This is a genomic window from Streptomyces sp. NPDC001796, assembly GCF_042892355.1.
Taxonomy (GTDB): Bacteria; Actinomycetota; Actinomycetes; order Streptomycetales; family Streptomycetaceae; genus Streptomyces.
The window spans coordinates 46,364-68,574 of sequence record NZ_JBIAUC010000024.1 but is presented as its reverse complement, the minus strand read 5'-3'; the positions used below and the strand labels follow the sequence as shown (position 1 = coordinate 68,574).

Genomic DNA, 22,211 nt, shown 5'->3' with positions numbered 1-22,211 from the left:
CCCGTCGCGGGGCTGCCCCCGACCTAACTCTTGAGCGCTGCCTGCATCATGGCCTTGGCCACCGGCGCCGCCAGCCCATTGCCGCTCACCTCGGAACGTGCCGCGTCCGACTGCTCGACCACCACCGCGACCGCGATCTCCTTGCCCGTCGCGTCGGACTTGCCGTACGCCGTGAACCAGGCGTACGGCACCTGGCTGTTGTTCTCGCCGTGCTGCGCGGTACCGGTCTTGCCGCCCACGGTGACGCCCGGTACCCGCGCGCTCGTACCCGTGCCCTTCTCGACGACCGTCTGCATGGCGGACTCCAGCTGGGCGGCGGTCGAGGAGCTGACGATCCGCTTCGTGGACGTGTCGTTGTCGTAGTTCTTCAGCACGTCGCCGCCGCTGTCGGTGATCTGCGACACCATATGCGGGCTGACCAGTTCGCCGCCGTCGGCCAGGGCGGCGGACACCATGGCCATCTGCAGCGGGGTCGCGGTCACGTCGAACTGGCCGATGCCGGACAGGGCCGTCTGCGCCCGGTCCATCTTCGAGGGGTACACGCTCGCGTACGCCCGCACCGGCACGTCCACCTGGTCGTCGTTGAAGCCGAACTTCTCGGCCATCGCCTTCACCTTGTCCTGACCCAGGTCGACGGCCATCTTCGCGAAGACGTTGTTGCACGAGTACTCCAGGGCCACCCGGATCGAGGCGTTCTCGCAGGGGGCGGAGGGGTTCTCGTTGGACAGCTCGTCGGTCGACAGCGGCAGCCGGTACGGGTTCGGGCTGACGGTCCTCTGGTCCACCGACGAATACAGCCCGTCCTCCAGCGCGGCGGCCGCCACCACCAGCTTGAACGTCGAGCCCGGCGGCAGGGGCTGGCGCAGCGCGCGGTTGGTGAGCGGCTTGCCCGGATCGGCGTTGAGCTGCTTCCAGGCGGCCCCGGCGGTGTTGGCGTCGGTCAGCGAGGTCGGATCGTAGGACGGGGTCGACACGACCGCGAGGATGCGGCCGGTCTTCGGGTCGATCGCGACGGCGGCGCCCTTCTTGTCGCCGAGCGCGTCGTACGCCGCCTTCTGCACGTCCGGGTCGATCGTCGTCACCACGTTGCCCGGTTCGGCCCGCTGGTTGGTGATCGTGTCCATGGCAGTCTTCAGGCGGGGATCGGTGCCGTCGAGCAGATCCTGGTAGATGCCTTCGAGTTGGGTCGGCGCATAGCTCTGCGAGGCGTAGCCCGTCACCGCGGCGTACAGCCTGCCGTCGGTGTAGGTGCGCTTGTACGCCAGGTCGCCGTCGGTCGTCCGCGCCGAGCCGGTGACCGCCCTTCCGGCCACGATGATGTTCCCCAGCGGCTGCGAGTACGTCTCGATCGCGCCTCGCCGGTTGTCCTTGTCGTCCGCGAGCGCCTTGCCGTCGTAGAACTGCACCCAGGTGGCCCTGACCAGCAGAGCGAACACCAGGGCCAGCACGAAGACGGAGGCGCGCCTGATCGTCTTGTTCATCCCGCCAGGAGGACGAACGGGGCGGTTCGGATCGTTCCCGAACGCCCCTTTTCTCATCCGGCACTCATGTTCCGGCCGGACCGCACCGGCCCGGCTTCACCCCTCCAGCGTCAGCACCACCTCGTCGATCTCCTCGCCCCTGGCATGCGCGTACCCCCTGGCCCGTGCGGCCTCGCGGAAGCCGCACTTCTCCAGCACGCGCAGCGACCCCGCGTTGTCCGCCGCCGCCCGTGCGTACAGCGGGCGTTCCGGCACCTGAGCCAGCAGCCCCCGCAGCGCGGCCGTCGCCACGCCCCGCCCCCAGTACGCGCGGTCGATCCAGTACGTCACCTCGCGCTCGCCCGGTTCCCCGTACACCGCCGCGCTCCCCACCACGTCGCCGTCCGCCAGGACCGTGCGGGCGAGCACGTCGGACGAGGACCGTATCTTCTTCCAGTGGGCGTCGAAGACGTCCGGGTCGGCCGGATCCCCGGGGGTGAACGCGGCCATCCGGACCGCCTCGGGATCGCTCATCTGCCGGTAGAAGACCGGCAGGTCGCTGTCGTGGACCTCGCGGAGCACGACCTCCATGGTTCACAGCCTCCGGGTGGCGAGCGTCAGACGGTCCCTCGCGTCGAAGAGGGCGTCCTTGATCATCTGCTCGTGGGCCGGGGTCAGGCGGGCCACCGGGACCGAGCAGCTGATCGCGTCGCGGGCCGGGGTGCGGTAGGGGATCGCGACCCCGAAGCAGCGCAGCCCCAGCGTGTTCTCCTCCCGGTCCACGGCGAAGCCCTGTTCCCGGACCTGGTGCAGCTCCTCGATCAGCTTCTCACGGTCGGTGATGGTGTGTTCGGTCAGCGCCGGGAGCGTCTCCGGGAGCATCTTGCGGACCTGCTCGTCCGTGTACGTGCTCAGCAGCGCCTTGCCCAGCGACGTCGAGTGCGCGGGCAGCCGGCGCCCCACCCGGGTGAAGGGCCGCAGGTAGTGCTGCGACTGGCGGGTCGCCAGGTACACCACGTTCGTGCCGTCGAGGCGCGCCAGGTGGATCGTCTCCGTCGTGTCGTCCGACAGCCGGTCCAGGGTCGGGCGGGCGGCCGCCACCACCTCGTCGCCGTCGATGTACGACGTGCCGACCAGCAGCGCCCGCACCCCGATGCCGTACCGCGTGCCCGTCGCGTCCGTCTCCACCCAGCCCAGCTCCACGAGCGTGCGCAGCAGCATGTACAGGCTGGACTTGGGGTATCCGACGGCCTCCTGCACGGAGGCCAGCGAGTGCATGCCGGGGCGGCCGGCGAAGTACTCGAGCAATTCGACCGTCCGCACTGCGGACTTGACCTGCGCCCCGCCGCCTGTCTCGCCTGCCGACATCGCCCTTGACCCCTTCGTTCGCCGGGAAATAGTCTCCGAGCAGCATATTCATCATCAGAGACAGTGTTCAGTATATCGAACGCCCTGATGGATGGCGTACGAACTGCGGCATGACATCTGGAGGGACCCGCGGTGGCAGCAGCACCAGTCTGGAGTGTCGACCCCCGAACCGGGAAGCAGCGTGAACAGGTTGCGGTGGAGGCCACAACTGAGGAGGTGGACGCCGCTGTCCGGGCCGCCCGCGACGCGCGTGGTTCCCTCGCCGACCGCACGGTCCGCTCGGCGTTCCTGCGCACCGCCGCCGACGAGCTGGAGACGGCCAAGGACCACCTCGTCGAGGCGGCGGACGCGGAGACCGCCCTCGGTCCGGTCCGGCTGAGCGGCGAGCTCGCCCGCACCTGCTACCAGCTGCGTGCCTTCGCGGACATCGTCGACGAGGGCGCCTTCCTCGACGTCGTGATCAACCACCCCGACGACACTGCGACCCCGCCCATCCCCGACCTGCGCCGCTACAAGGTCCCGCTGGGCGTCGTCGCCGTGTACTCGGCCTCCAACTTCCCGTTCGCCTTCTCGGTGGCCGGCGGCGACACCGCGAGCGCGCTCGCCGCGGGCTGCCCCGTCGTCGTCAAGGCCCACCCCGACCACCCGGCCCTGTCCGAACTGGTCGCGGCGGCCCTGCGCCGCGCCGCCGAGCGGCACGACATCCCGAAGAGCGTGCTCGGCCTCGTCCACGGTTTCCAGGCGGGCATCGAGCTGATCAAGCACCCGCTGGTCGCCGCCGCCGGGTTCACCGGCTCCGTTCGCGGCGGCCGTGCCCTCTTCGACGCGGCGGCCGCCCGCCCCGTCCCGATCCCGTTCCACGGTGAACTCGGCTCGCTCAACCCGGTGGTGGTCACCGAGGCCGCAGCCGCCGAGCGCGCCGAGACGATCGGCGCGGGTCTCGCGGGCTCCATGACGCTGGGCGTCGGACAGTTCTGCGTCAAGCCCGGCCTCGTCCTGGCCCCCACCGGGGCGGCGGGCGACCGTCTGGTGAAGTCCCTGACCGAGGCGGTCAGCGACACCGACGCCGGCGTCCTGCTCGACCACCGGATGCGCGACAACTTCATCGCCGGGGTCGCCGAGCGCGCGGCCCTCCCCGATGTGGAGTCCCCGGTCACCGCAGGCCCGGGCGGCGAGCACACCGTGAGCCCGGGCTTCCTCACCGTCCCGGCCGAGAAGCTCACCACGGACGGCGACCACGACCTGCTGCTGGAGGAGTGCTTCGGCCCGATCACGGTCGTCGCCCGCTACGAGGACGAGGACGAGGCCCAGCGCGTCCTGGGCCGGCTGCCCGGCAACCTCACCGCGACGGTGCACCTGTCGAGCGAGGAGGCGGCGGGGGAGGGCCGTGGCGCTGAGATCCTGCAGGAGCTGACCCCGCTGGCCGGGCGCGTGCTCGTCAACGGCTGGCCCACCGGGGTGGCGGTGGCGCCCGCTCAGCACCACGGTGGTCCCTACCCGGCGACCACGTCCACCTCCACGTCGGTCGGTGGTACGGCGATCGAGCGCTGGCTGCGTCCCGTGGTGTACCAGAACGCTCCGGAGGCCCTGCTTCCGCCGGAGCTGCGGGACGACAACCCGCTGGGCCTGCCGCGGCGGTTCGACGGCCGTCTGGAGCGGTGACCGTCTCGTCGCGGCTCGCGCCGTAGGGGCGTTGCGGGTGCGGCGCCCGTGCGGTCGGTCACACCCGCCCGGCGGAGCCGCACGAGGCGTCACATCCCCGCGCCCCGAAGAAGCACTGCGCCCCGAAAAAGCACTGATCCCCACCTCGGCACCTGGGACACTCTGCGAATGGACCTCGAACTTCCCGAACTCCCTTTCCTTCTCCGTACGTACGGGCCCGAAGGCCACTGGTCGTACGAGGACGGGGTGCTCACCGGCTGGGCCGGGGCCCGGCAGGATCGTTTCGTGCCGCCCACCGGCGAGTCCCTGGACGCCGCCTCCGACGCGCCCCGGCTGCTCGGGGCGCCGGAAGGGGACTTCCAGCTGATCGCCCGCGTCACCGTCGGCTTCGCCGCGGCCTTCGACGCCGGTGTGCTCTACGTCCACGTCGGTGAGCGGGCGTGGGCGAAGCTGTGCCTGGAGTACTCGCCGGACGTGCCCACCGTGTGCACCGTGGTGACGCGCGGACACTCCGACGACGCGAACTCCTTCACGGTGGAGGGCAGTTCGGTCTGGCTTCGGATCAGCCGGACCGGCCGCGCCTTCGCCTTCCACGCCTCGCGGGACGGGAAGCGGTGGACGTTCGTCCGGTTGTTCACCCTGGGCGACGAGAAGGAGACGGAGGCCGCGCTGGTCGGCTTCATGGCCCAGTCGCCGCTGGGCGAGGGCTGTGTGGTGACGTACGACGGGATCGAGTACCGCCCCCACTGGCCGCAGGACCTGCGGGACGGTTCATGACGAGCCGGCCCCGCCGTCCGCCCGCCTCGTCCGTCGTACGGGCCTGACCCCGAGCGCCCACCGCGCCCGGTTCAGCCGCCTCGGAACCGCCCCGGCCGCCGTCACGTCCTCCGTTGCATGATCGAAGAGCGTGTGACCGGAAGCCGGGTGATCCGCACCGCCCTGCCCGCCGAGGTACCGGCTGTGGCCGCTCTGCACGGGCGGGCCCGGGCGACGTACTACCCCGAGGGGCTGCCGCAGGACGGCACCGACTGGCTCGCCGCCTGGCGGACCGCCATCGAGCGGCCCGACGGGCATGTGCTGTGCGCCGTCGAGCACGGGCACCTCGTCGCAGTCGCCTCCTTCCGCACCCCGCAGGGAGCCCCCGCCGACACGGTCGAACTCTTCCAGTTCCATGTCGACCCCGATCACTGGTGCCGCGGCATCGGTGCCGAGCTCCACGCGGCCTGTGTGGAGGAGTGGCAGGCCGACGGCAAGCGGAGGGCCGTCCTCGACGTGCACGTGGACAACCGGCGCGCCCGGGCCTTCTACGCCCGCCACGGCTGGGTCCCCGACCCGGAGAACCCGCCCGCCCAGGGCGCCCACCACGTCCACCTCCGGTACACCGTCCCCGGTGTCCCGGGGGAATGAAACGGAGCGCTTGAACGTTCACAGAGTCTGCGGAGGGAGGCTCCGTACCCGTACCACCTGGAGAGAAGCCGAAGACATGCGCGTGGAGATCTGGTCCGACATCGCCTGTCCCTGGTGCTACGTCGGAAAGGCCCGCTTCGAGAAGGCGCTCCAGGCCTTCCCGCACCGGGACGAGGTCGAGGTGGTGCACCGCTCCTTCGAGCTGGACCCCCACCGCGCCAAGGACGACGTGCAGCCGGTCCTCACGATGCTCGCCAAGAAGTACGGGATGAGCGAGGCGCAGGCCCAGGCCGGTGAGGAGAACCTGGGCGCCCAGGCCGCCGCCGAGGGCCTCGCGTACCGCACCACGGGCCGCGACCACGGCAACACCTTCGACATGCACCGCCTGCTGCACTTCGCCAAGGAGCAGGGCAAGCAGGACGAGCTGATCCAGATCCTGTACCGGGCGAACTTCGCCGAGGAGCGGTCCCTGTTCACCGAGGGCGACGAGCGGCTGGTGGAGCTTGCCGTTCAGGCGGGGATCGCCGCCGAGGACGCCCGCAAGGTCCTCGCCGACCCGACCGCCTACGCCGACGCCGTGCGCGCCGACGAGCGCGAGGCCGCAGAGCTGGGTGCGAACGGCGTCCCCTTCTTCGTCCTCGACCGGAAGTACGGCGTCTCCGGCGCCCAGCCCGCGGAGGTCTTCACACAGGCGCTCACCCAGGCCTGGGGCGACCGCCCGCCGCTCAGGCTGATCGACGAGGGTGACGCGGACGCCTGCGGCCCGGACGGCTGCGCGGTGCCGCAGCACTGAGGACCCGCAGGTCAGGCGGATGTATAAGGGTTCCTTGACGGAACCACGCACAAATAGGCGATGGACTGGGACTTCCACGGGCCGCACAGTGGTCCCATGGAGACCTTCGAGACCCTCGTCCGCGCCGAGTTCGCCCCGAAGAACACCTACCTGAACACCGCGAGCACCGGGCTGCTGCCGGCCCGCACGGTGGAGGCCCTGCGGACCGCCGTGGAGTCGGCCGCCGTCGGGCAGCCCACGGACATGTTCGCCGACGTCGAGGCCGCACGCGGCTCCTTCGCCCGGCTGGCCGGGGTTCCCGACGGCCGGGTGGCGGCGGGGGCCTCGGTCGCCGTCTACACCGGGCTGATCGCCGCCTCGCTGCCCGAGGGCGCCGAAGTCGTCACCGCCGAGGGCGACTTCAGCTCCGTGGTGAACCCCTTCCACATGCGCCGCGACCTGAGGGTCCGCACCGTTCCGCTGGAGCGGATCGCCGAGTCGGTACGGCCAGGCACAGCCCTCGTCGCGGTCAGCGCGGCGCAGTCCGCCGACGGCCGTATCGCCGATCTGCCCGCCATCGGCGCGGCGGCCCGGGAGCACGGCGCCCGTACGTACGTGGACGCGTCCCAGGCCGCCGGCTGGCTGGACCTCGACGCGGACGCGTACGACTACGTCGCCGCCGTCGCCTTCAAGTGGCTCTTCTGCCCGCGCGGAGTGGCCTTCCTGGTGGTCCCGGAGGACCTGGGCTCCCTCTCCCCGCTCTTCGCCGGCTGGGTCGCGGGGGAGGAGCCCTGGGACAGCTGCTACGGACCGGTCGCCGAACTCGCCCGCTCCGCACGGAGGTTCGACGAGAGCCCCGCGCTGTTCTCGTACGCGGGCGCCCGCCGCTCCCTGGAACTGCTGGAGGAGGTGGGCGTGGCGCGGGTACGGGCCCACGACCTCGCCCTCGCCGACCGCTTCCTCAAGGGCCTCGGCGCACTCGGCCACGAAGCGGTCCCCGCGCCGGGCTCACCGATCGTGTCCGTGCCCGGGCTCGGCCACCGGCAGGGCGAGTTGAGCCGCGCGGGAGTCGAGGTCTCGAACCGCGCGGGCAACCTGCGGGCGGCCTTCCACCTGTACAACACGCCTGCGGACGTCGACCGGCTTCTGGACGTACTCGTCGGCTGAACGCCAAGGGGCCGGGCCTCCCGTCCGCACGAGGAGGCCCGGCCCGGTGACGTGCCGGAGTCACGCCACGGTCACTTCACCGGCGTGAAGTCCCTCGCCCCGATGCTGTGATCTCCGGGGGACGACCCCCGGACCCCCGGCCGGGGCCCGGCTCACTTCACCGGCGTGAAGTCCCTCGCCCCGATGAACTCCGGTCGCCGGACCGGAGCCGCGAAGGGCTCCACCGCCGCGTTCTCCACGCTGTTGAACACGATGAACACGTTGCTGCGCGGGAACGGGGTGATGTTGTCGCCCGAGCCGTGCATGCAGTTGCAGTCGAACCAGGTCGCCGAACCGGCCTTGCCCGTGAACAGCTTGATGCCGTACTCGGAGGCCATCTTCGTCAGCGCCTCGTCCGACGGAGTGCCCGCGTCCTGCATCTGCAGCGACTTCTTGTAGTTGTCCTTCGGCGTGGCGCCCGCACAGCCGAGGAACGTCCTGTGCGACCCCGGCATGATCATCAGGCCGCCGTTGGTGTCGTAGTTCTCGGTCAGCGCGATCGAGACGGACACCGTCCGCATGTTCGGCAGACCGTCCTCCGCATGCCAGGTCTCGAAGTCGGAGTGCCAGTAGAAGCCGCTGGCACCGAAGCCCGGCTTCACGTTGATCCGCGACTGGTGGACGTACACGTCCGAGCCGAGGATCTGCCGCGCCCGCCCGACGACGCGCTCGTCGCGCACGAGATTCGCGAACACCTCGCTGATCCTGTGCACCTCGAAGACGGAGCGGATCTCCTTGGACTTCGGTTCCACGATCGACCGCTCGTCGGCGCGGATGCCCGGATCGGTGACGAGCCGCTCCAGCTCCTGCCGGTAGACGGCGACCTCGTCCTCGGTGATCAGCTCGTCGATGGCCAGGAAGCCGTCGCGCTCGTACGCCTGGAGGTCGGTCAACGAGATGGGCCCCGGCGTACCGGGAGCGCCCCAGACGACCGGGTCCTGGCGCGGAATCGACACCTCGGTGGCGCCGCGGCTGGGATAGAGGTCGGTGACGGCTGTGCTGGTGGTCAGGGTCATCGGTGATTCACACCTCCTCGGTGAGCAGGGGGTAGACGCCGTTCTCGTCGTGGTCCTCACGGCCGGTCACGGGCGGGTTGAAGACGCAGAGGCAGCGGAAGTCCTTCTTGACCCGCAGCGTGTGCCGCTCGTGCCCGTCCAGCAGGTAGAGGGTCCCGGGTGTGATCGTGTACGTCTTCCCGGTCTCGTGGTCGGTCAGCTCCGCCTCGCCCTCGACGCACACGACCGCCTCGATGTGGTTCGCGTACCACATCGACGTCTCGGTGCCCGCGTACAGGATCGTCTCGTGCAGGGAGAAGCCGACCTTCTCCCGGGCGAGGACGATGCGCTTGCTCTCCCAGGTGCCCGACGCGGCTTTCACATGCCGGTCTGTACCTTCGATGTCCTTGAACGAACGGACGATCACGGTGCTGTGTGCCTCCTCTTCAGGGGTTCTCAGGCGGTTTCGCGGACGGCGCGGGCGAGGACGCCAAGACCCTCGTCCAGCTCGTCGGGGGTGATGGTGAGGGCGGGCAGCAGTTTGACGACCTCGCTCTCGGGACCCGAGGTCTCCACGAGCAGCCCGAGCTCGTAGGCGCGGCGCGCGACCCGCGAGGCCCGCTCCTTGTCGTGGAACTCCAGGCCCCACACGAGCCCGCGGCCGCGGTACTCCTTCACATCGGCGCGGTTCTCGTCGGCGATCGAGGCCAGCTCGCGCTCGACCAGCTCGCCGCGCGCCCGGGTCTGCTTCTCCATCGCGGACCCGTCGCTCCAGTAGGTCTCCAGTGCGGCGGTGGCCGTGACGAACGCCGGGTTGTTGCCGCGGAAGGTGCCGTTGTGCTCGCCCGGCTCCCAGACGTCCAGCTCGGGCTTGAACAGGCACAGCGACATCGGCAGCCCGTAGCCGCTGATCGACTTGGACACGGTGACGATGTCCGGCACGATCCCGGCCTCCTCGAAGGAGAAGAAGGCGCCGGTTCGGCCGCAGCCCATCTGGATGTCGTCGACGATCAGCAGCATGTCCTGCCGCCGGCACAGCTCGGCGAGGGCGCGAAGCCACTCGGGGCGCGCGACGTTGATGCCGCCCTCGCCCTGCACGGTCTCGACGATCACGGCGGCGGGCTTGTTCAGACCGGATCCCTGGTCCTCCAGGAGCCGCTCGAACCAGAGGAAGTCCTGGACCGTGCCGTCGAAGTAGTTGTCGAAGGGCATGGGCGTGCCGTGCACCAGCGGGATGCCGGCACCGGCGCGCTTGAAGGCGTTGCCGGTGACGGCCAGCGACCCCAGGGACATCCCGTGGAAGGCGTTGGTGAAGGACACGATGGCCTCGCGTCCCTTCACCTTGCGCGCCAGCTTCAGGGCGGACTCGACGGCGTTGGTGCCGGTCGGCCCCGGGAACATGACCTTGTAGGGCAGGTCGCGCGGGCGCAGCACCACGTCCTGGAAGGTCTGCAGGAAGGAACGCTTGGCGACGGTGGACATGTCCAGCCCGTGGGTGACGCCGTCCCGCTCCAGATAGTCGATCAACGCCCGTTTCAGCACGGGGTTGTTGTGGCCGTAGTTGAGTGATCCGGCGCCGGCGAAGAAGTCGAGGTACTCGTGCCCGTCCTCGTCGTACATGCGGCTGCCCCGCGCGCGGTCGAAGACGGTGGGCCAGCCGCGGCAGTAGCTGCGCACCTCCGACTCGAGGGTCTCGAAGACGCTGAGGTCCGGCTGGGTGATGGTCACGACGGAAACGCTCCTCGGTGTGTGGGGGAGGGGGAGTCGGACTGGGGGTGGGGGAGTCGGACTGGGGTGGGGGTGAGGGGATCAGGCGGCGTGCGGGAGTGGCCCGATGCGGTACAGGACCTCCGGGTCGTGCGGGCCGTCCGGGAACTGGCGCGTGTCGAAGAGCACTTCACGCTCGACGGTCGCGCCGTGCCGGGCGGCGAACGACGTGAACAGCCGCTCGGAGGCGGTGTTGCCCGGGGTGATGGTGGTCTCGATGCCGGTGACGCCGTGCTCGGCGGAGACCCGTGCCGCGACCGCGTCGAGCAGACGGGCGGCGAGGCCGCGCCCGCGGTACGAGGCGTCCACGGCTACCTGCCACACCAGGAGGGTGCGGGGGCGCTCGGGCCGCAGGTACGCGGTGAGGAACCCGACGGGCCGCCCGCCGGGCTCGGCGCGCACCACAGCCGAGGTGCCGGCGAAGTCACGGCACCACAGCAGATAGCTGTAGGAGGAGTTCAGATCGAGGGCTTCGGAGTCCTTGGCGATACGCCAGAGAGCGGCGCCGTCCGCCACCTCCGGACGGTCGATCCGTAGTCCCTCCGACATTTCCAGGAATTCCGCTGACAGGTCTGCTTGTGCGGCGGTCATGCGGATTCAATTTACCCGTGGAAATTCGAAAATGCATCGCCGGCGGGGGTTACGGACGGGTGATGGATGTGATATCGCGCGGGCGCGCACGTACGCGCGAACCGGCGGCGCTTGCTGGAGAAATATGCCGACATTGCCGGACGAAGTGCCCGTCCTGTGGAGTCGATCACACCCCGGTGACCCACACGAGATCTGCCCGAATTACCTCGGACGGCGTTCGCAGAATCTTTGCGTTTAGGTCGGAGAAGAGCGGGCAGAAGAATGCGGGGAGCTGCCCTTGAGGGAATTCCAGAAATACCTTGGAAGGAGCCCGAAGGGCAATGTGTATTTCAGGAGCCGGTCACTCGGTCGCCATGTTCCGGCAAGTCCGGCCGGTGGTGACTGCGGGAGTCGGAGCCCGGAGCGGCACATCGGCCTGTGCGGCTTTCGGTGACGCCGGGGCCGGGGCCCACGGGAATGGGAAGCGTGTGGGCGGCGGGGGCGAGAACCCCTCGGCCCCCGCCCCGTGCACCGCTAGCCCCACACCTCCGCCACAACCCCCCGGGCCGCCTCCGCATCCACGTCCGCCCCGGACTCCCTCAGTGCCGCCCCCAGCGCCGCAAGCGCCGCCCCCACGACCTCCGCCGTCGCATCGGGCCCGTAGTGGTTGACCCGGATCATCTCCTTCGCCAGCGCACCCCCGCCCGCCGCCAACGGCACCCCCGGGTCGTGCTCCAGCGCCCGTGCGACCAGCTCAGCCGCCACCACACCGGACGGTGTCCGCAACGTCGTGGCCACCGGCGCCGCCTCCGACGCCTCTGTCGGTCCTGAGGGTAACCGGCGGCCGTCATCACCCGTTTGCCGATCACTTCTGAGGCGAGAAGGCCCTCCAGCCATCGGTTTGGTTTGAGGAACCCAAACTGCTCCTTATAATCGGAACCCGCTCATCCCCCACAGGGGAAGTCGAGACTCCCCACAGAGAGGTCCTCCGTGAACACGCTCCTCGGGCGCCGGGCCCGCATCCTGGCCGCCACCACCGCGACGGCCGGCGTGCTGCTCGTGGCCGGCTGCACCTCGAGCGGCAGCGGCGGCAGCGCCGGCAAGTCGGCCGCCGGCGGGGTGGAACTCGTCAAGGCCGGTCAGCTCACCACCTGCACCCACCTGCCGTATCCCCCCTTCCAGTCGGAGATCAACGGCAAGGTGCAGGGCTTCGACGTCTCGATGATCGACCTGGTCGCCAAGGACCTCGGGGTGAAGCAGGCCGTCCTCGACACACCCTTCGAGAACTTCAAGACCGGCGCGTTCCTCAACTCCGGCCAGTGCGACCTCGCCGCGGCCGGCATGACCATCACCGCCGAGCGCAAGAAGCACGTCGACTTCTCCGACCCATACTTCGACGCCACCCAGGCCGTCCTGGTCGACAAGAAGAGCGGCATCACCTCGCTGGCCGACGTCAAGGCCAAGGGCAAGAAGCTCGGCGCCCAGGCGCAGACCACCGGCGAGGACTACGCGAAGCAGCAGGGCTTCGACCCGATCTCCTTCGAGTCCTCCGACGCCGTCCTCAACGGCCTGCGCACCGGCCAGGTCCAGGCGGTCGTCATCGACTACCCGGTCGTCCAGGGCTGGCTCAAGGACAAGGCCAACGCCGACGCCTTCAAGATGGTCGGCAACATCCACACCGGTGAGCAGTACGGCTTCACGGTGAAGAAGGGCAACACCAAGCTCCTCGCCGCCATCAACAAGGCGATCAAGGACGCGAAGGCCGACGGCACGTACAAGAAGCTGTACGAGCAGTGGATCGGCCCGTACAACCCGTCCGTCGCCTCGCCCGCCGCCTCATGACCGACACGACGGACACGGCCAGGGCCGACGCGCAGCCCCGTAGGAAGGGGCTGACCCGGACCCAGAAGCGCAGGGTGTCGCGCGGTGTCCAGTACGCCGTCTTCGTCGTCGCCGTGATCGCCTTCGCGGTCACGGCGGACTGGGGACGGCTGCAGAACCAGTTCGCGCAGGTGGACATCGCCCGGCAGATGTTCCCGGACGTCATCACGCTGGCGCTGAAGAACACCGTGCTGTACACGGTGTCCGGCTTCGTCGTCGGCCTGGTGCTCGGCATGCTCCTCGCACTGATGCGGCTGTCGTCCGTCGGCCCGTACCGCTGGGTCGCCGGCATCTACATCGAGATCTTCCGCGGCCTGCCGGCGCTGCTGATCTTCATCTTCGTCGGTGTCGCCGTACCGCTCGCCTTCCCCGGCACGGAGGTCGTCGGCGGCACGTACGGCAAGGTCGCCCTGGCACTCGGTCTGGTGTCGGCCGCGTACATGGCGGAGACGATCCGCGCGGGCATCCAGGCCGTGCCGAAGGGCCAGATGGAGGCGGCGCGTTCGCTGGGCTTCTCGCCCGCTCGCGCGATGATCTCCATCATCGTCCCGCAGGCCTTCCGGATCATCCTCCCGCCGCTCACCAACGAACTCGTCCTCCTCTTCAAGGACTCCTCGCTGGTGCTGTTCCTCGGCGTCACGCTGGAGGAGCGCGAACTGTCCAAGTTCGGCCGCGACCTCGCCAGCACGACCGCCAACTCCACGCCGATCCTGGTCGCCGGCCTGTGCTACCTCTTGGTCACGATCCCGCTCGGCTTCGTCGTCCGCCGTATGGAGGCCAAGGCCCAGGGAGCCGCCAAGTGAGCAGCACCCCCGAGATCGCGATCCGCGACCTGCACAAGTCCTTCGGTGACAACGAGGTGCTGCGCGGCATCGACCTGGAGATCGGCCAGGGCGAGGTGGTCTGCGTCATCGGCCCCTCCGGCTCCGGCAAGTCCACCCTGCTGCGCTGCGTCAACCTCCTGGAGGAGCCCAGCAAGGGCCAGGTCTTCGTCGGCGGCACCGAGGTCACCGACCCGGATGTGGACATCGACGCCGTACGCCGCCGTATCGGCATGGTGTTCCAGCAGTTCAACCTCTTCCCGCACCTCACGGTGACCGAGAACCTCACGCTGCCGCAGCGCCGGGTCCTCAAGCGGGACAAGGCCGAGGCCGCGAGGATCGCCGCCGAGAACCTGGAGCGGGTCGGCCTGGCCGAGAAGGCGGACGCCTACCCCTCATCCCTCTCCGGCGGCCAGCAGCAGCGTGTCGCCATCGCCCGCGCTCTCGCCATGGGCCCCGAGGTGATGTTGTTCGACGAGCCGACCTCGGCGCTGGACCCGGAGCTGGTCGGCGACGTCCTCGCCGTGATGCGCAGGCTGGCGCAGGAAGGCATGACGATGATGGTCGTCACCCACGAGATGACCTTCGCGCGCGAGGTCGCCGACCGGGTCGTCTTCATGGACGGCGGCGTGATCGTCGAGGACGGGACCCCCGAGCAGGTCATCGGCGACCCGAGCCACGAGCGCACCCGGCACTTCCTCTCCCGCCTCCTGGACCCCGCGAGGGCCGAGGTGGAGGAGGAGAGCTCCGATCAGGTCGGTGGGAAGCAGCAGCGGGCGAACGCCAACTAAGGTGCAGTACATGAGCGATCACGCGGTCCTGCACGTGAGGGGACGGGTGCTCGTCGGGCCCGAGGACGTCCGCGACGAGCTGTGGGTGGTCGACGGTCGGATCTCGTACGACCGCCCCGCCGCGGCCCGTGACGTCCGTACCGTCGAGGGCTGGGCGCTGCCCGGCCTGGTCGACGCACACTGCCACGTCGGCCTCGACGCGCACGGCCCGGTCCCCGAGGACGTCTCGGAGAAGCAGGCGCTGACGGACCGGGACGCGGGCACGCTGCTGATCCGGGACGCGGGTTCTCCGTCGGACACCCGCTGGATCGACGACCGGGACGATCTCCCGAAGATCATCCGGGCCGGTCGGCACATCGCGCGCACGCGCCGCTACATCCGCAACTACGCCTGGGAGATCGAGCCGGACGACCTGGTCGCCCACGTCGCCCAGGAGGCGCGGCGCGGCGACGGCTGGGTGAAGCTGGTCGGCGACTGGATCGACCGTGAGGTGGGCGACCTGTCGGCCTGCTGGCCGCGGGAGGCGGTGGAGGCGGCCATCGCGGAGGCCCACCGCCTGGGTGCCCGGGTCACGGCGCACTGCTTCGCCGAGGACTCGCTGCGGGACCTGGTCGAGGCGGGCATCGACTGCATCGAGCACGCGACGGGACTGACGGAGGAGACGATCCCGCTGTTCGCGGAGCGGGGGGTCGCGATCGTGCCGACGCTGGTGAACATCGCGACGTTCCCGGCGCTGGCGGACGGTGGCGAGTCGAAGTTCCCCCGCTGGTCGGCCCATATGCGCCGGCTGTACGAACGGCGCTACGACACGGTGCGGGCGGCGTACGACGCCGGAATCCCGGTGTACGTGGGCACGGACGCCGGGGGAACCCTGCCGCACGGCCTGGTCGCGGCGGAGGTGGCGGAACTGGTGACGGCGGGCATGCCTCCGGTGGAGGCCCTGTCGGCGGCGACCTGGGCCGCCCACGACTGGCTGCGCCGGCCGGGGCTGGAGGAGGGCGCGGCCGCGGACCTGGTGGTGTACGAGACGGATCCACGAGCGGACGTACGGGTCCTGGCGGCGCCGCGCCGAGTCATCCTCAACGGCAGGGCGGTCGCCTGACCCGGGGCGAGACACCCCCTCACCGCGCGGCCAGCGTCACCGCCCGGTCCAGCGCCTGCAGAAAGCGGTTGACCGTCACCCGGTCCCGTACCGCCAGCCGCAGCCACTCCTCGCCCAGCCCCGGGAACGTGTCCCCGCGGCGCACCGCGAAGCCCAGGTCCCGCAGATTCCGCCGCACGGCAGCCGCACGCGCCAGGCGGACCAGCACGAACGGCCCCTCCGCGGGCTCCGCCACATACAACCCGTCCGGCCCGAACTCCCGCAGCCCCGCCACCAGATGCGCGCGATCCGCCGTCACCCGGTGCGCCGCGTGCGCCGCCTCCGCCAGCGCCCGCGGCGACACACAGGCCTGGGCCGCCGCGAGCGCCGGTGTCGACACCGGCCACAGCGGCTGTGCCCGCTCCAGTCGCGCGATCGTCCCGGGGTCGGCCAGGACGTAGCCGATGCGCAGCCCCGCCAGACCCCAGGTCTTGGTCAGGCTGCGCAGGACCACCAGGCCCGGCACGTCCGTCCGGCCCGCCAGCGCCTCCCGTTCCCCGGGCACCGCGTCCATGAACGCCTCGTCGACCACCAACACCCGCCCCGGGCGGGCCAGTTCCTCGATCACCGACGCGGGGTGCAGGACGGACGTGGGGTTCGTGGGATTCCCGATCACCACCAGGTCCGCGTCCTGCGGCACCAGCGCCGGATCCAGCCGGAAACCGTCCGCCTGCCGCAGCAGCACCCGCCCCACCACGTGCCCGGCGGCCCGCAACGCCGCCTCCGGCTCAGTGAACTGCGGGTGCACCACGACCGGCCGCCGCACCTTCAGGGCGCGGGCGAGCAGCACGAACGCCTCCGCCGCCCCCGCCGTCAGCAGCACCCGCTCGGCCGGCACCCCGTGCCGCTCCGCCACCGCCGCCCGCGCCGCCCGCCCGTCCGGGTAGGCCGCGAGCCCGCCCAGCGACTCGGCGATCACCTCCCGCAGCCACGCCGGCGGCGTGTCCGCGCGCACGTTCACCGCGAGGTCGGTCAGTCCCGCCCCGCCGTCACGGACCTCGGCGTCCCCGTGGTGCCGCAGGTCGTGCTGTGCTCCGTCCCGTTCAGTGCGCATGGGAGTGCGCGTGCCCCCCGTGGTGGTGTCCATGACCATGATGGTGATGCCCGTCGTCGTGACCGTGCGCGTGCCCGTCGTCGTCCGGGTGGAAGTGCGGCTCCTGCGGCAGCCCCACCTTGTCCTCGAAGCCGGGCAGCGCGATCCGGTACACGCACGAGTCGCAGTTCATCCGCAGATCCCCCTTCAGCGCCTCCTGGTACCGCTCCATCACCAGGTCCAGCAGCTCCGGCTCCGGCCCGATGACGTCCGCCGACCGCACCTCGACCTGCGGATGCGCCGCCGCCCACTCCTCCGCCTGCTGCCGCACCCGGTCCGGCAGGATCCCCGTGAACAGGAAGTACGGCAGGACGACGATCCGCTTCGCACCCAGCTTCGCGCACCGGTCGAGGCCGCTCGGCACGTCCGGCGCCGCCAGCGACACGAACGCCGTCTCCACGCCCGCGTACCCGCGCCCCTCCCACAGCAGCCGCGCCGCCTTGTACACCTCGGCGTTCGCGTCGGGATCGGTGGAGCCACGGCCCACCAGCAGCACCGTCACCTCGGCGCGCTCCTCCGGCGTGCGAGCCGCCCCGCCCATCGCCTCGTCCAGACGCCGCTCCAGCACCGACAGCAGCGCAGGGTGCGGGCCGAGCGGGCGCCCGTAGGTGTACGAGATGCCCGGGTGCCGCTCCTTCTCCCGGGCCAGCGCCGCCGGGATGTCCCCCTTCGCGTGTCCGGCGGACACAAGCATCAGCGGCACGGCCGCGAACCGGCGCACCCCCCGCTCCACCAGCTCGGTCACCGCCTCGCCCAGCGGCGGCGGCGACAGCTCGATGAAGCCGCCCGCGACGGGCAGGTCGGGGTGGCGGCGCCCCAGCTCCCGAACGAAGTCGCGGAACGCCTCGGCTCCGGCCTCGTCCCGGGTGCCGTGGCCGGCGATGAGCAGGGCGGGCGGCGGGGTGGTCACGATGTCTCCTCGAACTTCGGAACGGGGTGGTACAGCAGGGCGTTGAGCGCGGCGGCGGCGACCGCCGAACCGCCCTTCTCGGACACGTTGCTCACGGCGGGCAGCCCGCTCTCGCGCAACGCGGCCTTGGACTCGGCCGCGCCGACGAAACCGACGGGCAGACCGATGACGAGTGCGGGGGAGGCGTCCAGCTTCAGCAGCTCCTCCAGGGCGGTCGGCGCGCAGCCGATCACCCACAGGGCGCCCGGGCCGACGTCCTCGTACGCCAGCCGGATCGCGTGCGCCGAACGTGTCATGCCGGGGCCCGACCTGGCGTCCTTCAGGCGGCAGACCGTCTCGCGGCGTGTGATCCCGGCCGCGACCATCTCCACGTCCACCACCACCGGCGCCCCGGTGTGCAGCGCCGTGTGCGCCTTCTCCAACTCGCTCTCGTCCATGACGAGGTCGGTGGCGTAGTCGAGGTCGGCGGCGGAGTGGATGACCCGCTCCACCACCGCCCGGGTCAGCGGCGGGAGGTGCGAGGTGTCGAGGCGGGCGCGCAGCCGCCGGAAGGACTCCTGCTCGATCGGGTGCACCACACGGTTCACTTCGCCTCCTCCTGCCAGCGGTATCCGCGCGGCGTGACCATGCGGCCCGCGATCTCACGGGTCGCCGTGTTGCCCACGGTCACGACCGTCATCATGTCGACCGTCGCCGGGTCCAGTTCGGCCAGGGTCGTGAGGCGACCGGACTCGTCCGGCCGCGACGCGTTGCGTACGACACCGACCGGTGTCGTCGGCTCCCGGTGCCCGGCGAGGATCGCGAGGGCCTTCGGCAGCTGCCAGTCGCGGCCCCGGGAGCGGGGGTTGTAGAAGGTGACCACGAGGTCGGCCTCGGCCGCGGCCCGTACCCGCCGCTCGATGACCTCCCACGGCGTGTGCAGGTCGGAGAGGCTGATCGACACATGGTCGTGGCCGAGCGGCGCGCCCAGGATCGCCCCGGCCGCGAGCGCCGCCGTGACGCCGGGCACCCCGACCACGTCGATGTCGTCGGACGCCTCGGCGAGCGCGGGCGACGCCATCGCGTACACCCCGGCGTCCCCGCTGCCGATCAGCGCGACGGCATGCCCCTTGCGCGCCTGTGCGACCGCCGTGCGCGCCCGCTCCTCCTCGGCGCCGAGCCCCGACTCCAGGACCCTGGTGCCGGGCCGCAGCAGGTCACGGATCTGGTCGACGTACTGGTCGAGGCCGACGAGCACGGACGCGCGCCGCAGTTCCTGCTGCGCGCGCGGTGTGAGCAGGTCCCGGGCGCCCGGCCCCAGCCCGACGACCGCGAGCCGTCCGCGCCCCGGCCGCCGCCCGACCGCGCAGGTGGCCATGGCCGACTTCCGCTTGGGCACGAGGAGTTCGCCGCCGCCCACCAGGGCCGCGGCCTCCGCGACGGACGGTGTGCCGACGGCGGCGAGCGGTGCCTCGGACGGGTTGGGCACGTCGACCTGCGCCAACTCCTCGGCGGCGTAGGTCACGAGCGGAACGCCGAGCCGCCGCGCCGCCTCGACGATGCCGGGCTCCTCCGCCTTGGCGTCGACGGTGGCGAGTTCGGCGAGCGACGCCCCGGAGAGCCCCGCGTCCCGGAGCGCGCCCTCGACGAGCCCCAGCACCTCATCGGCCGGGGCACCCCTGGACGCGCCGACGCCCGCGACCAGGGTGGGCGGCCGCAGTACGACCTCCCGTTCGGCGGGTTCGGCGGCACGGTCGGTGACCCGGATCGTGTACGCCCCCTCGGCGGCGACGGGCAGCGGCGGCAGCGGCCAGCTCACCTCCGCAACCAGCGCCACCGGCTCGCCGTCGAGCAACGCCCGCGACACCGCGGCGACATCGCCCTCCACCGGGAACCCGAGGGTGTCCAGCCCGGGCAGCCCCACGGCGTCCGTGGCGGTCGTCACGACCGGTTCCGCGCCCAGCACCCCGCCCACTGCGCGGGCGAGTTCGTTGGCGCCGCCGGCGTGCCCGCCCACGAGGGACACCGCGAACCGCCCGCCCTCGTCGACGCAGACCACACCCGGGTCGGAGGCCTTCTCACCCAGCAGCGGCGCGATCAGCCGTACGACCGCCCCCGTCGCCAGGAAGCACACGAGCTGCTCGCACTCCGCGAAGGCGGTCCGCACGGCGTCCTTCACGGGCCCGTCGTACACCCGCGTACGGTCCGGCCACGCCGCGGCCAGCCGGTCCCGCGCAGCCGCCCCCGCCGCGGTGGCGGAAATGAGGCCGATCACTTCGCTACTCCTTCGTGCAGTGCCGGGGTCCGCGTGCCCCACAGCAGGAAAACAGGGTTGGTCGCCGCGAGCCGGGTCACGTCGCCCGGCAGCGGCGCGAGGCGCGAGGACTGCAGCAGGACGCCGTCGCAGGAGAACCCGGCGGTGACGAGCGCCTCGCGCGCCGCGGGTACGCGGTCCAGTGCCGCCATGGCGACCACCACCGCCCGCCGGGCGCGTCGCGCGCACGCGCTGACGATGGCGGGCAGTTCGCGTCCGCCGCCGCCGACGAACACCGCGTCGGGGTCGTCGAGTTCGTCGAGCGCGTCCGGTGCGGTCCCGTGCACGACCCGCACGTCCACGCCGTGCGCGGTCGCGTTGGCGCGGATCCGCTCCACCCCGTCGGGTGCCTTCTCGACGGCGGTGACGGCGGCGCCCAGCCGTGCGCACTCGACCGCGATCGAGCCGGAGCCCGCGCCGACGTCCCAGACCAGATCGCCGAGCCGGGGCCCGAGCCGGGCCAGGGCCAGGGCGCGCACCTCGAACTTGGTGATCATCGAGTCCCTGTGTGCGAAGGCGCTCTCGTCCAGGGCCCATGCGGAGGGACCCGGGGGCGCCCCCGCGACCGTGCGCACCGGCCCCGGCGCCCGCGCCTCGTCCAGGCACAGCACCACGCTCACCGCCGCCCCCCAGTCGCGTTCTGCCGCCTCGGCGGGCGTCACCCGCTCCACCCGCTCATGCCCCGGGTCACCGAGCGCGGTCGCGACGACGAGGACCCGGTCGGTGCAACCGTCGCGGAGCGCCGCCCCCAGCTCGGCGGGACCGGCTCCGGGCCCGGTCAGCACGGCGACCTTGGGACGCGCCCGGCAGACGTTCACTGCGGTGCGCATCTCGCGCCCGTGCGCGCTGACCACCACCGCGTCGTCCCAGGTCAGCCCGAGCCGCGCGAAAGCACCGGCCACCGACGACACGCCGGGTCGCACATCCAGCCGGTCCGGCCCGAACCGCTCGCCCAGCGCCCGCACGATGCCGAAGAACCCGGGATCGCCGGAGGCGAGCACGACGACCCGCCGCTCCTTGTCCAGGTACCGCTCGATGGCGTCCAGCGCGGGCGCCAGCGGCCCGAGCACGATCCGCTCGGCGCCCTCGGGCGACCGGGCGGCGTCCAGATGCCGCCGCCCGCCCACGACGAGGTCCGCCCCCGCGAGGACCTCCTCGTCGAGCGGCGCCCCCGTGCCCGTGCCGACGACAGTGATCACGTGCTCGCACCCCGTGTGCGCAGGGCCTTGCGGGCCTCGGGGTCGGCCTTGCGGTAGCCGTGGAAGTGACCGGGGTGGTAGAGGTGCGAGCGCGTGCCCTGCGCCTCCAGCGCCGGGCCGACCAGGAAGAGGGTGTGCTTCCAGAGCTTGTGCTCCTTGACGGTCTCCTCCAGCGTGCCGATCGTGCACTTCACGACCAGTTCCTCGGGCCATGTCGCCTGGTAGGCGACCACGACCGGGGTGGTCGTCGGGTAGCCGCCCTCCAGCAGCTCCCGCACCAGCTGCCCGCTCCGCGCCGCCGACAGGAAGATCGCCATGGTGGTGCCGTGCCGGGCGAACTCGCGCACCTCCTCGCCGGGTGGCATCGGCGTCTTGCCGCCGCCGAGCCGGGTGAGCACCACGGACTGCGCGACCTCGGGGATCGTCAGCTCGCGCCGGGCGAGCGCGGCGACGGCGGAGAAGGAGGAGACGCCGGGGACGACCTCGGTCGCGATACCGATCTCCGCGCACCGGTCGAGCTGCTCCTGGGTGCCGCCCCACAGGGCCGGGTCGCCGGAGTGGATGCGGGCGACCTTCAGCCCCTCCGCGTACGCCCGCCGGTACACGGCGACGACGTCCTCCAGCGACATGGTCGCCGAGTCCAGGACCTCCGCGTCCGCACGCGCGTGCTCCAGGACCTCCGCCTGGACCAGGCTGGCCGCCCAGATCACGACATCGGCCTCGGCGATGGCGCGCGCGGCACGGAACGTCAACAGGTCGGCGGCGCCGGGGCCGGCACCGACGAAGGTCACCTTGCCGGTGGGGGCATCGGCCATGGGTTCAGGTCCTCTCGTACGGAATGTCACGATGTGTGCGGGCGGAATCGGGGCCGGATG

General features: G+C 71.6%; 22 protein-coding genes and 1 pseudogene. 9 read left to right on the top strand and 14 right to left on the bottom strand.

The features are described from left to right. Positions 1 to 23: 23 nt before the first annotated feature. From ACFYZE_RS32020 to ACFYZE_RS32010, 3 genes are all read right to left on the bottom strand, one after another. Positions 24 to 1,481 (bottom strand): peptidoglycan D,D-transpeptidase FtsI family protein, encoded by a 1,458-nt coding sequence (locus tag ACFYZE_RS32020; protein ID WP_389001830.1) that lies wholly within the window; start codon positions 1,479 to 1,481, stop codon positions 24 to 26. Between the two features lie 96 nt (positions 1,482 to 1,577). Continuing rightward, complete coding sequence (locus tag ACFYZE_RS32015; RefSeq protein ID WP_389001827.1) at positions 1,578 to 2,051, bottom strand: GNAT family N-acetyltransferase; 474 nt, start codon at positions 2,049 to 2,051, stop codon at positions 1,578 to 1,580. A 3-nt stretch (positions 2,052 to 2,054) separates the two neighbouring features. Continuing rightward, positions 2,055 to 2,828, bottom strand: a complete 774-nt coding sequence (locus tag ACFYZE_RS32010) for an IclR family transcriptional regulator (protein ID WP_200423233.1) — start codon at positions 2,826 to 2,828, stop codon at positions 2,055 to 2,057. 132 nt (positions 2,829 to 2,960) lie between these two features. On the opposite strand from ACFYZE_RS32010, the gene ACFYZE_RS32005 reads away from it, so the two are divergent. The 5 genes from ACFYZE_RS32005 (at position 2,961) to ACFYZE_RS31985 (ending at position 7,836) form a co-directional block, all read left to right on the top strand. Further along, complete coding sequence (locus ACFYZE_RS32005; RefSeq protein ID WP_389001824.1) at positions 2,961 to 4,490, top strand: aldehyde dehydrogenase (NADP(+)); 1,530 nt, start codon at positions 2,961 to 2,963, stop codon at positions 4,488 to 4,490. Between the two features lie 168 nt (positions 4,491 to 4,658). Then, positions 4,659 to 5,267 carry a DUF1349 domain-containing protein gene (locus ACFYZE_RS32000; RefSeq protein ID WP_389001821.1) on the top strand — a complete coding sequence of 203 codons (609 nt, stop codon included), beginning with the start codon at positions 4,659 to 4,661 and terminating at the stop codon, positions 5,265 to 5,267. 117 nt (positions 5,268 to 5,384) lie between these two features. Further along, positions 5,385 to 5,897, top strand: coding sequence for a GNAT family N-acetyltransferase (locus ACFYZE_RS31995; protein WP_389001818.1), 513 nt, complete (start codon positions 5,385 to 5,387; stop codon positions 5,895 to 5,897). Positions 5,898 to 5,973: 76 nt separating this feature from the next. Next, positions 5,974 to 6,690, top strand: a complete 717-nt coding sequence (locus tag ACFYZE_RS31990) for a DsbA family oxidoreductase (protein ID WP_389001815.1) — start codon at positions 5,974 to 5,976, stop codon at positions 6,688 to 6,690. 96 nt (positions 6,691 to 6,786) lie between these two features. After that, positions 6,787 to 7,836, top strand: a complete 1,050-nt coding sequence (locus ACFYZE_RS31985) for an aminotransferase class V-fold PLP-dependent enzyme (protein WP_389001812.1) — start codon at positions 6,787 to 6,789, stop codon at positions 7,834 to 7,836. A 152-nt stretch (positions 7,837 to 7,988) separates the two neighbouring features. On the opposite strand, the gene thpD is transcribed toward ACFYZE_RS31985, so the two are convergent. The 5 genes and pseudogenes from thpD to ACFYZE_RS31960 all read right to left on the bottom strand — a co-directional run. Next, the gene (gene thpD, locus ACFYZE_RS31980; RefSeq protein ID WP_389001809.1) at positions 7,989 to 8,891 is read right to left on the bottom strand and encodes an ectoine hydroxylase; all 903 of its coding nucleotides are present in this window, start codon (positions 8,889 to 8,891) and stop codon (positions 7,989 to 7,991) included. A gap of 7 nt (positions 8,892 to 8,898) precedes the next feature. Beyond that, the gene (locus ACFYZE_RS31975) at positions 8,899 to 9,297 is read right to left on the bottom strand and encodes an ectoine synthase (protein WP_389001806.1); all 399 of its coding nucleotides are present in this window, start codon (positions 9,295 to 9,297) and stop codon (positions 8,899 to 8,901) included. Between the two features lie 29 nt (positions 9,298 to 9,326). Then, positions 9,327 to 10,598, bottom strand: coding sequence for a diaminobutyrate--2-oxoglutarate transaminase (gene ectB, locus ACFYZE_RS31970; protein WP_389001803.1), 1,272 nt, complete (start codon positions 10,596 to 10,598; stop codon positions 9,327 to 9,329). Positions 10,599 to 10,679: 81 nt separating this feature from the next. Continuing rightward, a complete protein-coding gene (gene ectA, locus ACFYZE_RS31965; RefSeq protein WP_389001800.1) occupies positions 10,680 to 11,228 on the bottom strand; it encodes a diaminobutyrate acetyltransferase in 549 nt (182 codons plus the stop codon). Positions 11,229 to 11,741: 513 nt separating this feature from the next. Beyond that, a pseudogene (locus tag ACFYZE_RS31960) lies at positions 11,742 to 12,026 on the bottom strand (alanine--glyoxylate aminotransferase family protein); the annotation flags it as partial. Positions 12,027 to 12,197: 171 nt separating this feature from the next. On the opposite strand from ACFYZE_RS31960, the gene ACFYZE_RS31955 reads away from it, so the two are divergent. The 4 genes from ACFYZE_RS31955 to ACFYZE_RS31940 are packed head-to-tail and all read left to right on the top strand — an operon-like array spanning position 12,198 to position 15,802. Next, a complete protein-coding gene (locus tag ACFYZE_RS31955; protein WP_389001797.1) occupies positions 12,198 to 13,049 on the top strand; it encodes a transporter substrate-binding domain-containing protein in 852 nt (283 codons plus the stop codon). Beyond that, on the top strand, positions 13,046 to 13,891 hold the full coding sequence (locus ACFYZE_RS31950; RefSeq protein WP_389001794.1) for an amino acid ABC transporter permease: 846 nt from the start codon (positions 13,046 to 13,048) through the stop codon (positions 13,889 to 13,891). Before ACFYZE_RS31955 ends, ACFYZE_RS31950 begins: the two co-directional genes overlap by 4 nt. Next, positions 13,888 to 14,700, top strand: coding sequence for an amino acid ABC transporter ATP-binding protein (locus tag ACFYZE_RS31945; protein ID WP_389001792.1), 813 nt, complete (start codon positions 13,888 to 13,890; stop codon positions 14,698 to 14,700). Before ACFYZE_RS31950 ends, ACFYZE_RS31945 begins: the two co-directional genes overlap by 4 nt. Before the next feature lie 10 nt (positions 14,701 to 14,710). Next, positions 14,711 to 15,802 carry an amidohydrolase family protein gene (locus ACFYZE_RS31940; RefSeq protein ID WP_389001789.1) on the top strand — a complete coding sequence of 364 codons (1,092 nt, stop codon included), beginning with the start codon at positions 14,711 to 14,713 and terminating at the stop codon, positions 15,800 to 15,802. A gap of 19 nt (positions 15,803 to 15,821) precedes the next feature. On the opposite strand, the gene cobC is transcribed toward ACFYZE_RS31940, so the two are convergent. From cobC to cobM, 6 genes are read right to left on the bottom strand one after another with little or no spacing between them, the layout of a single operon-like run. Then, positions 15,822 to 16,928, bottom strand: coding sequence for an Rv2231c family pyridoxal phosphate-dependent protein CobC (gene cobC, locus ACFYZE_RS31935; protein ID WP_389001786.1), 1,107 nt, complete (start codon positions 16,926 to 16,928; stop codon positions 15,822 to 15,824). After that, positions 16,885 to 17,844, bottom strand: coding sequence for a sirohydrochlorin chelatase (locus ACFYZE_RS31930; protein WP_389001783.1), 960 nt, complete (start codon positions 17,842 to 17,844; stop codon positions 16,885 to 16,887). Before ACFYZE_RS31930 ends, cobC begins: the two co-directional genes overlap by 44 nt. After that, positions 17,841 to 18,431 carry a precorrin-8X methylmutase gene (locus tag ACFYZE_RS31925; protein ID WP_389001780.1) on the bottom strand — a complete coding sequence of 197 codons (591 nt, stop codon included), beginning with the start codon at positions 18,429 to 18,431 and terminating at the stop codon, positions 17,841 to 17,843. Before ACFYZE_RS31925 ends, ACFYZE_RS31930 begins: the two co-directional genes overlap by 4 nt. Beyond that, positions 18,428 to 20,098, bottom strand: a complete 1,671-nt coding sequence (gene cobJ, locus ACFYZE_RS31920) for a precorrin-3B C(17)-methyltransferase (protein WP_389001777.1) — start codon at positions 20,096 to 20,098, stop codon at positions 18,428 to 18,430. The genes ACFYZE_RS31925 and cobJ overlap by 4 nt, the downstream gene beginning before the upstream one ends. Continuing rightward, entirely contained in the window at positions 20,095 to 21,336 is a 1,242-nt protein-coding gene (gene cbiE, locus ACFYZE_RS31915) for a precorrin-6y C5,15-methyltransferase (decarboxylating) subunit CbiE (protein ID WP_389001775.1), read from the bottom strand. The genes cobJ and cbiE overlap by 4 nt, the downstream gene beginning before the upstream one ends. Then, a complete protein-coding gene (cobM, locus tag ACFYZE_RS31910; protein ID WP_389001773.1) occupies positions 21,333 to 22,151 on the bottom strand; it encodes a precorrin-4 C(11)-methyltransferase in 819 nt (272 codons plus the stop codon). The genes cbiE and cobM overlap by 4 nt, the downstream gene beginning before the upstream one ends. Positions 22,152 to 22,211: the final 60 nt, after the last annotated feature.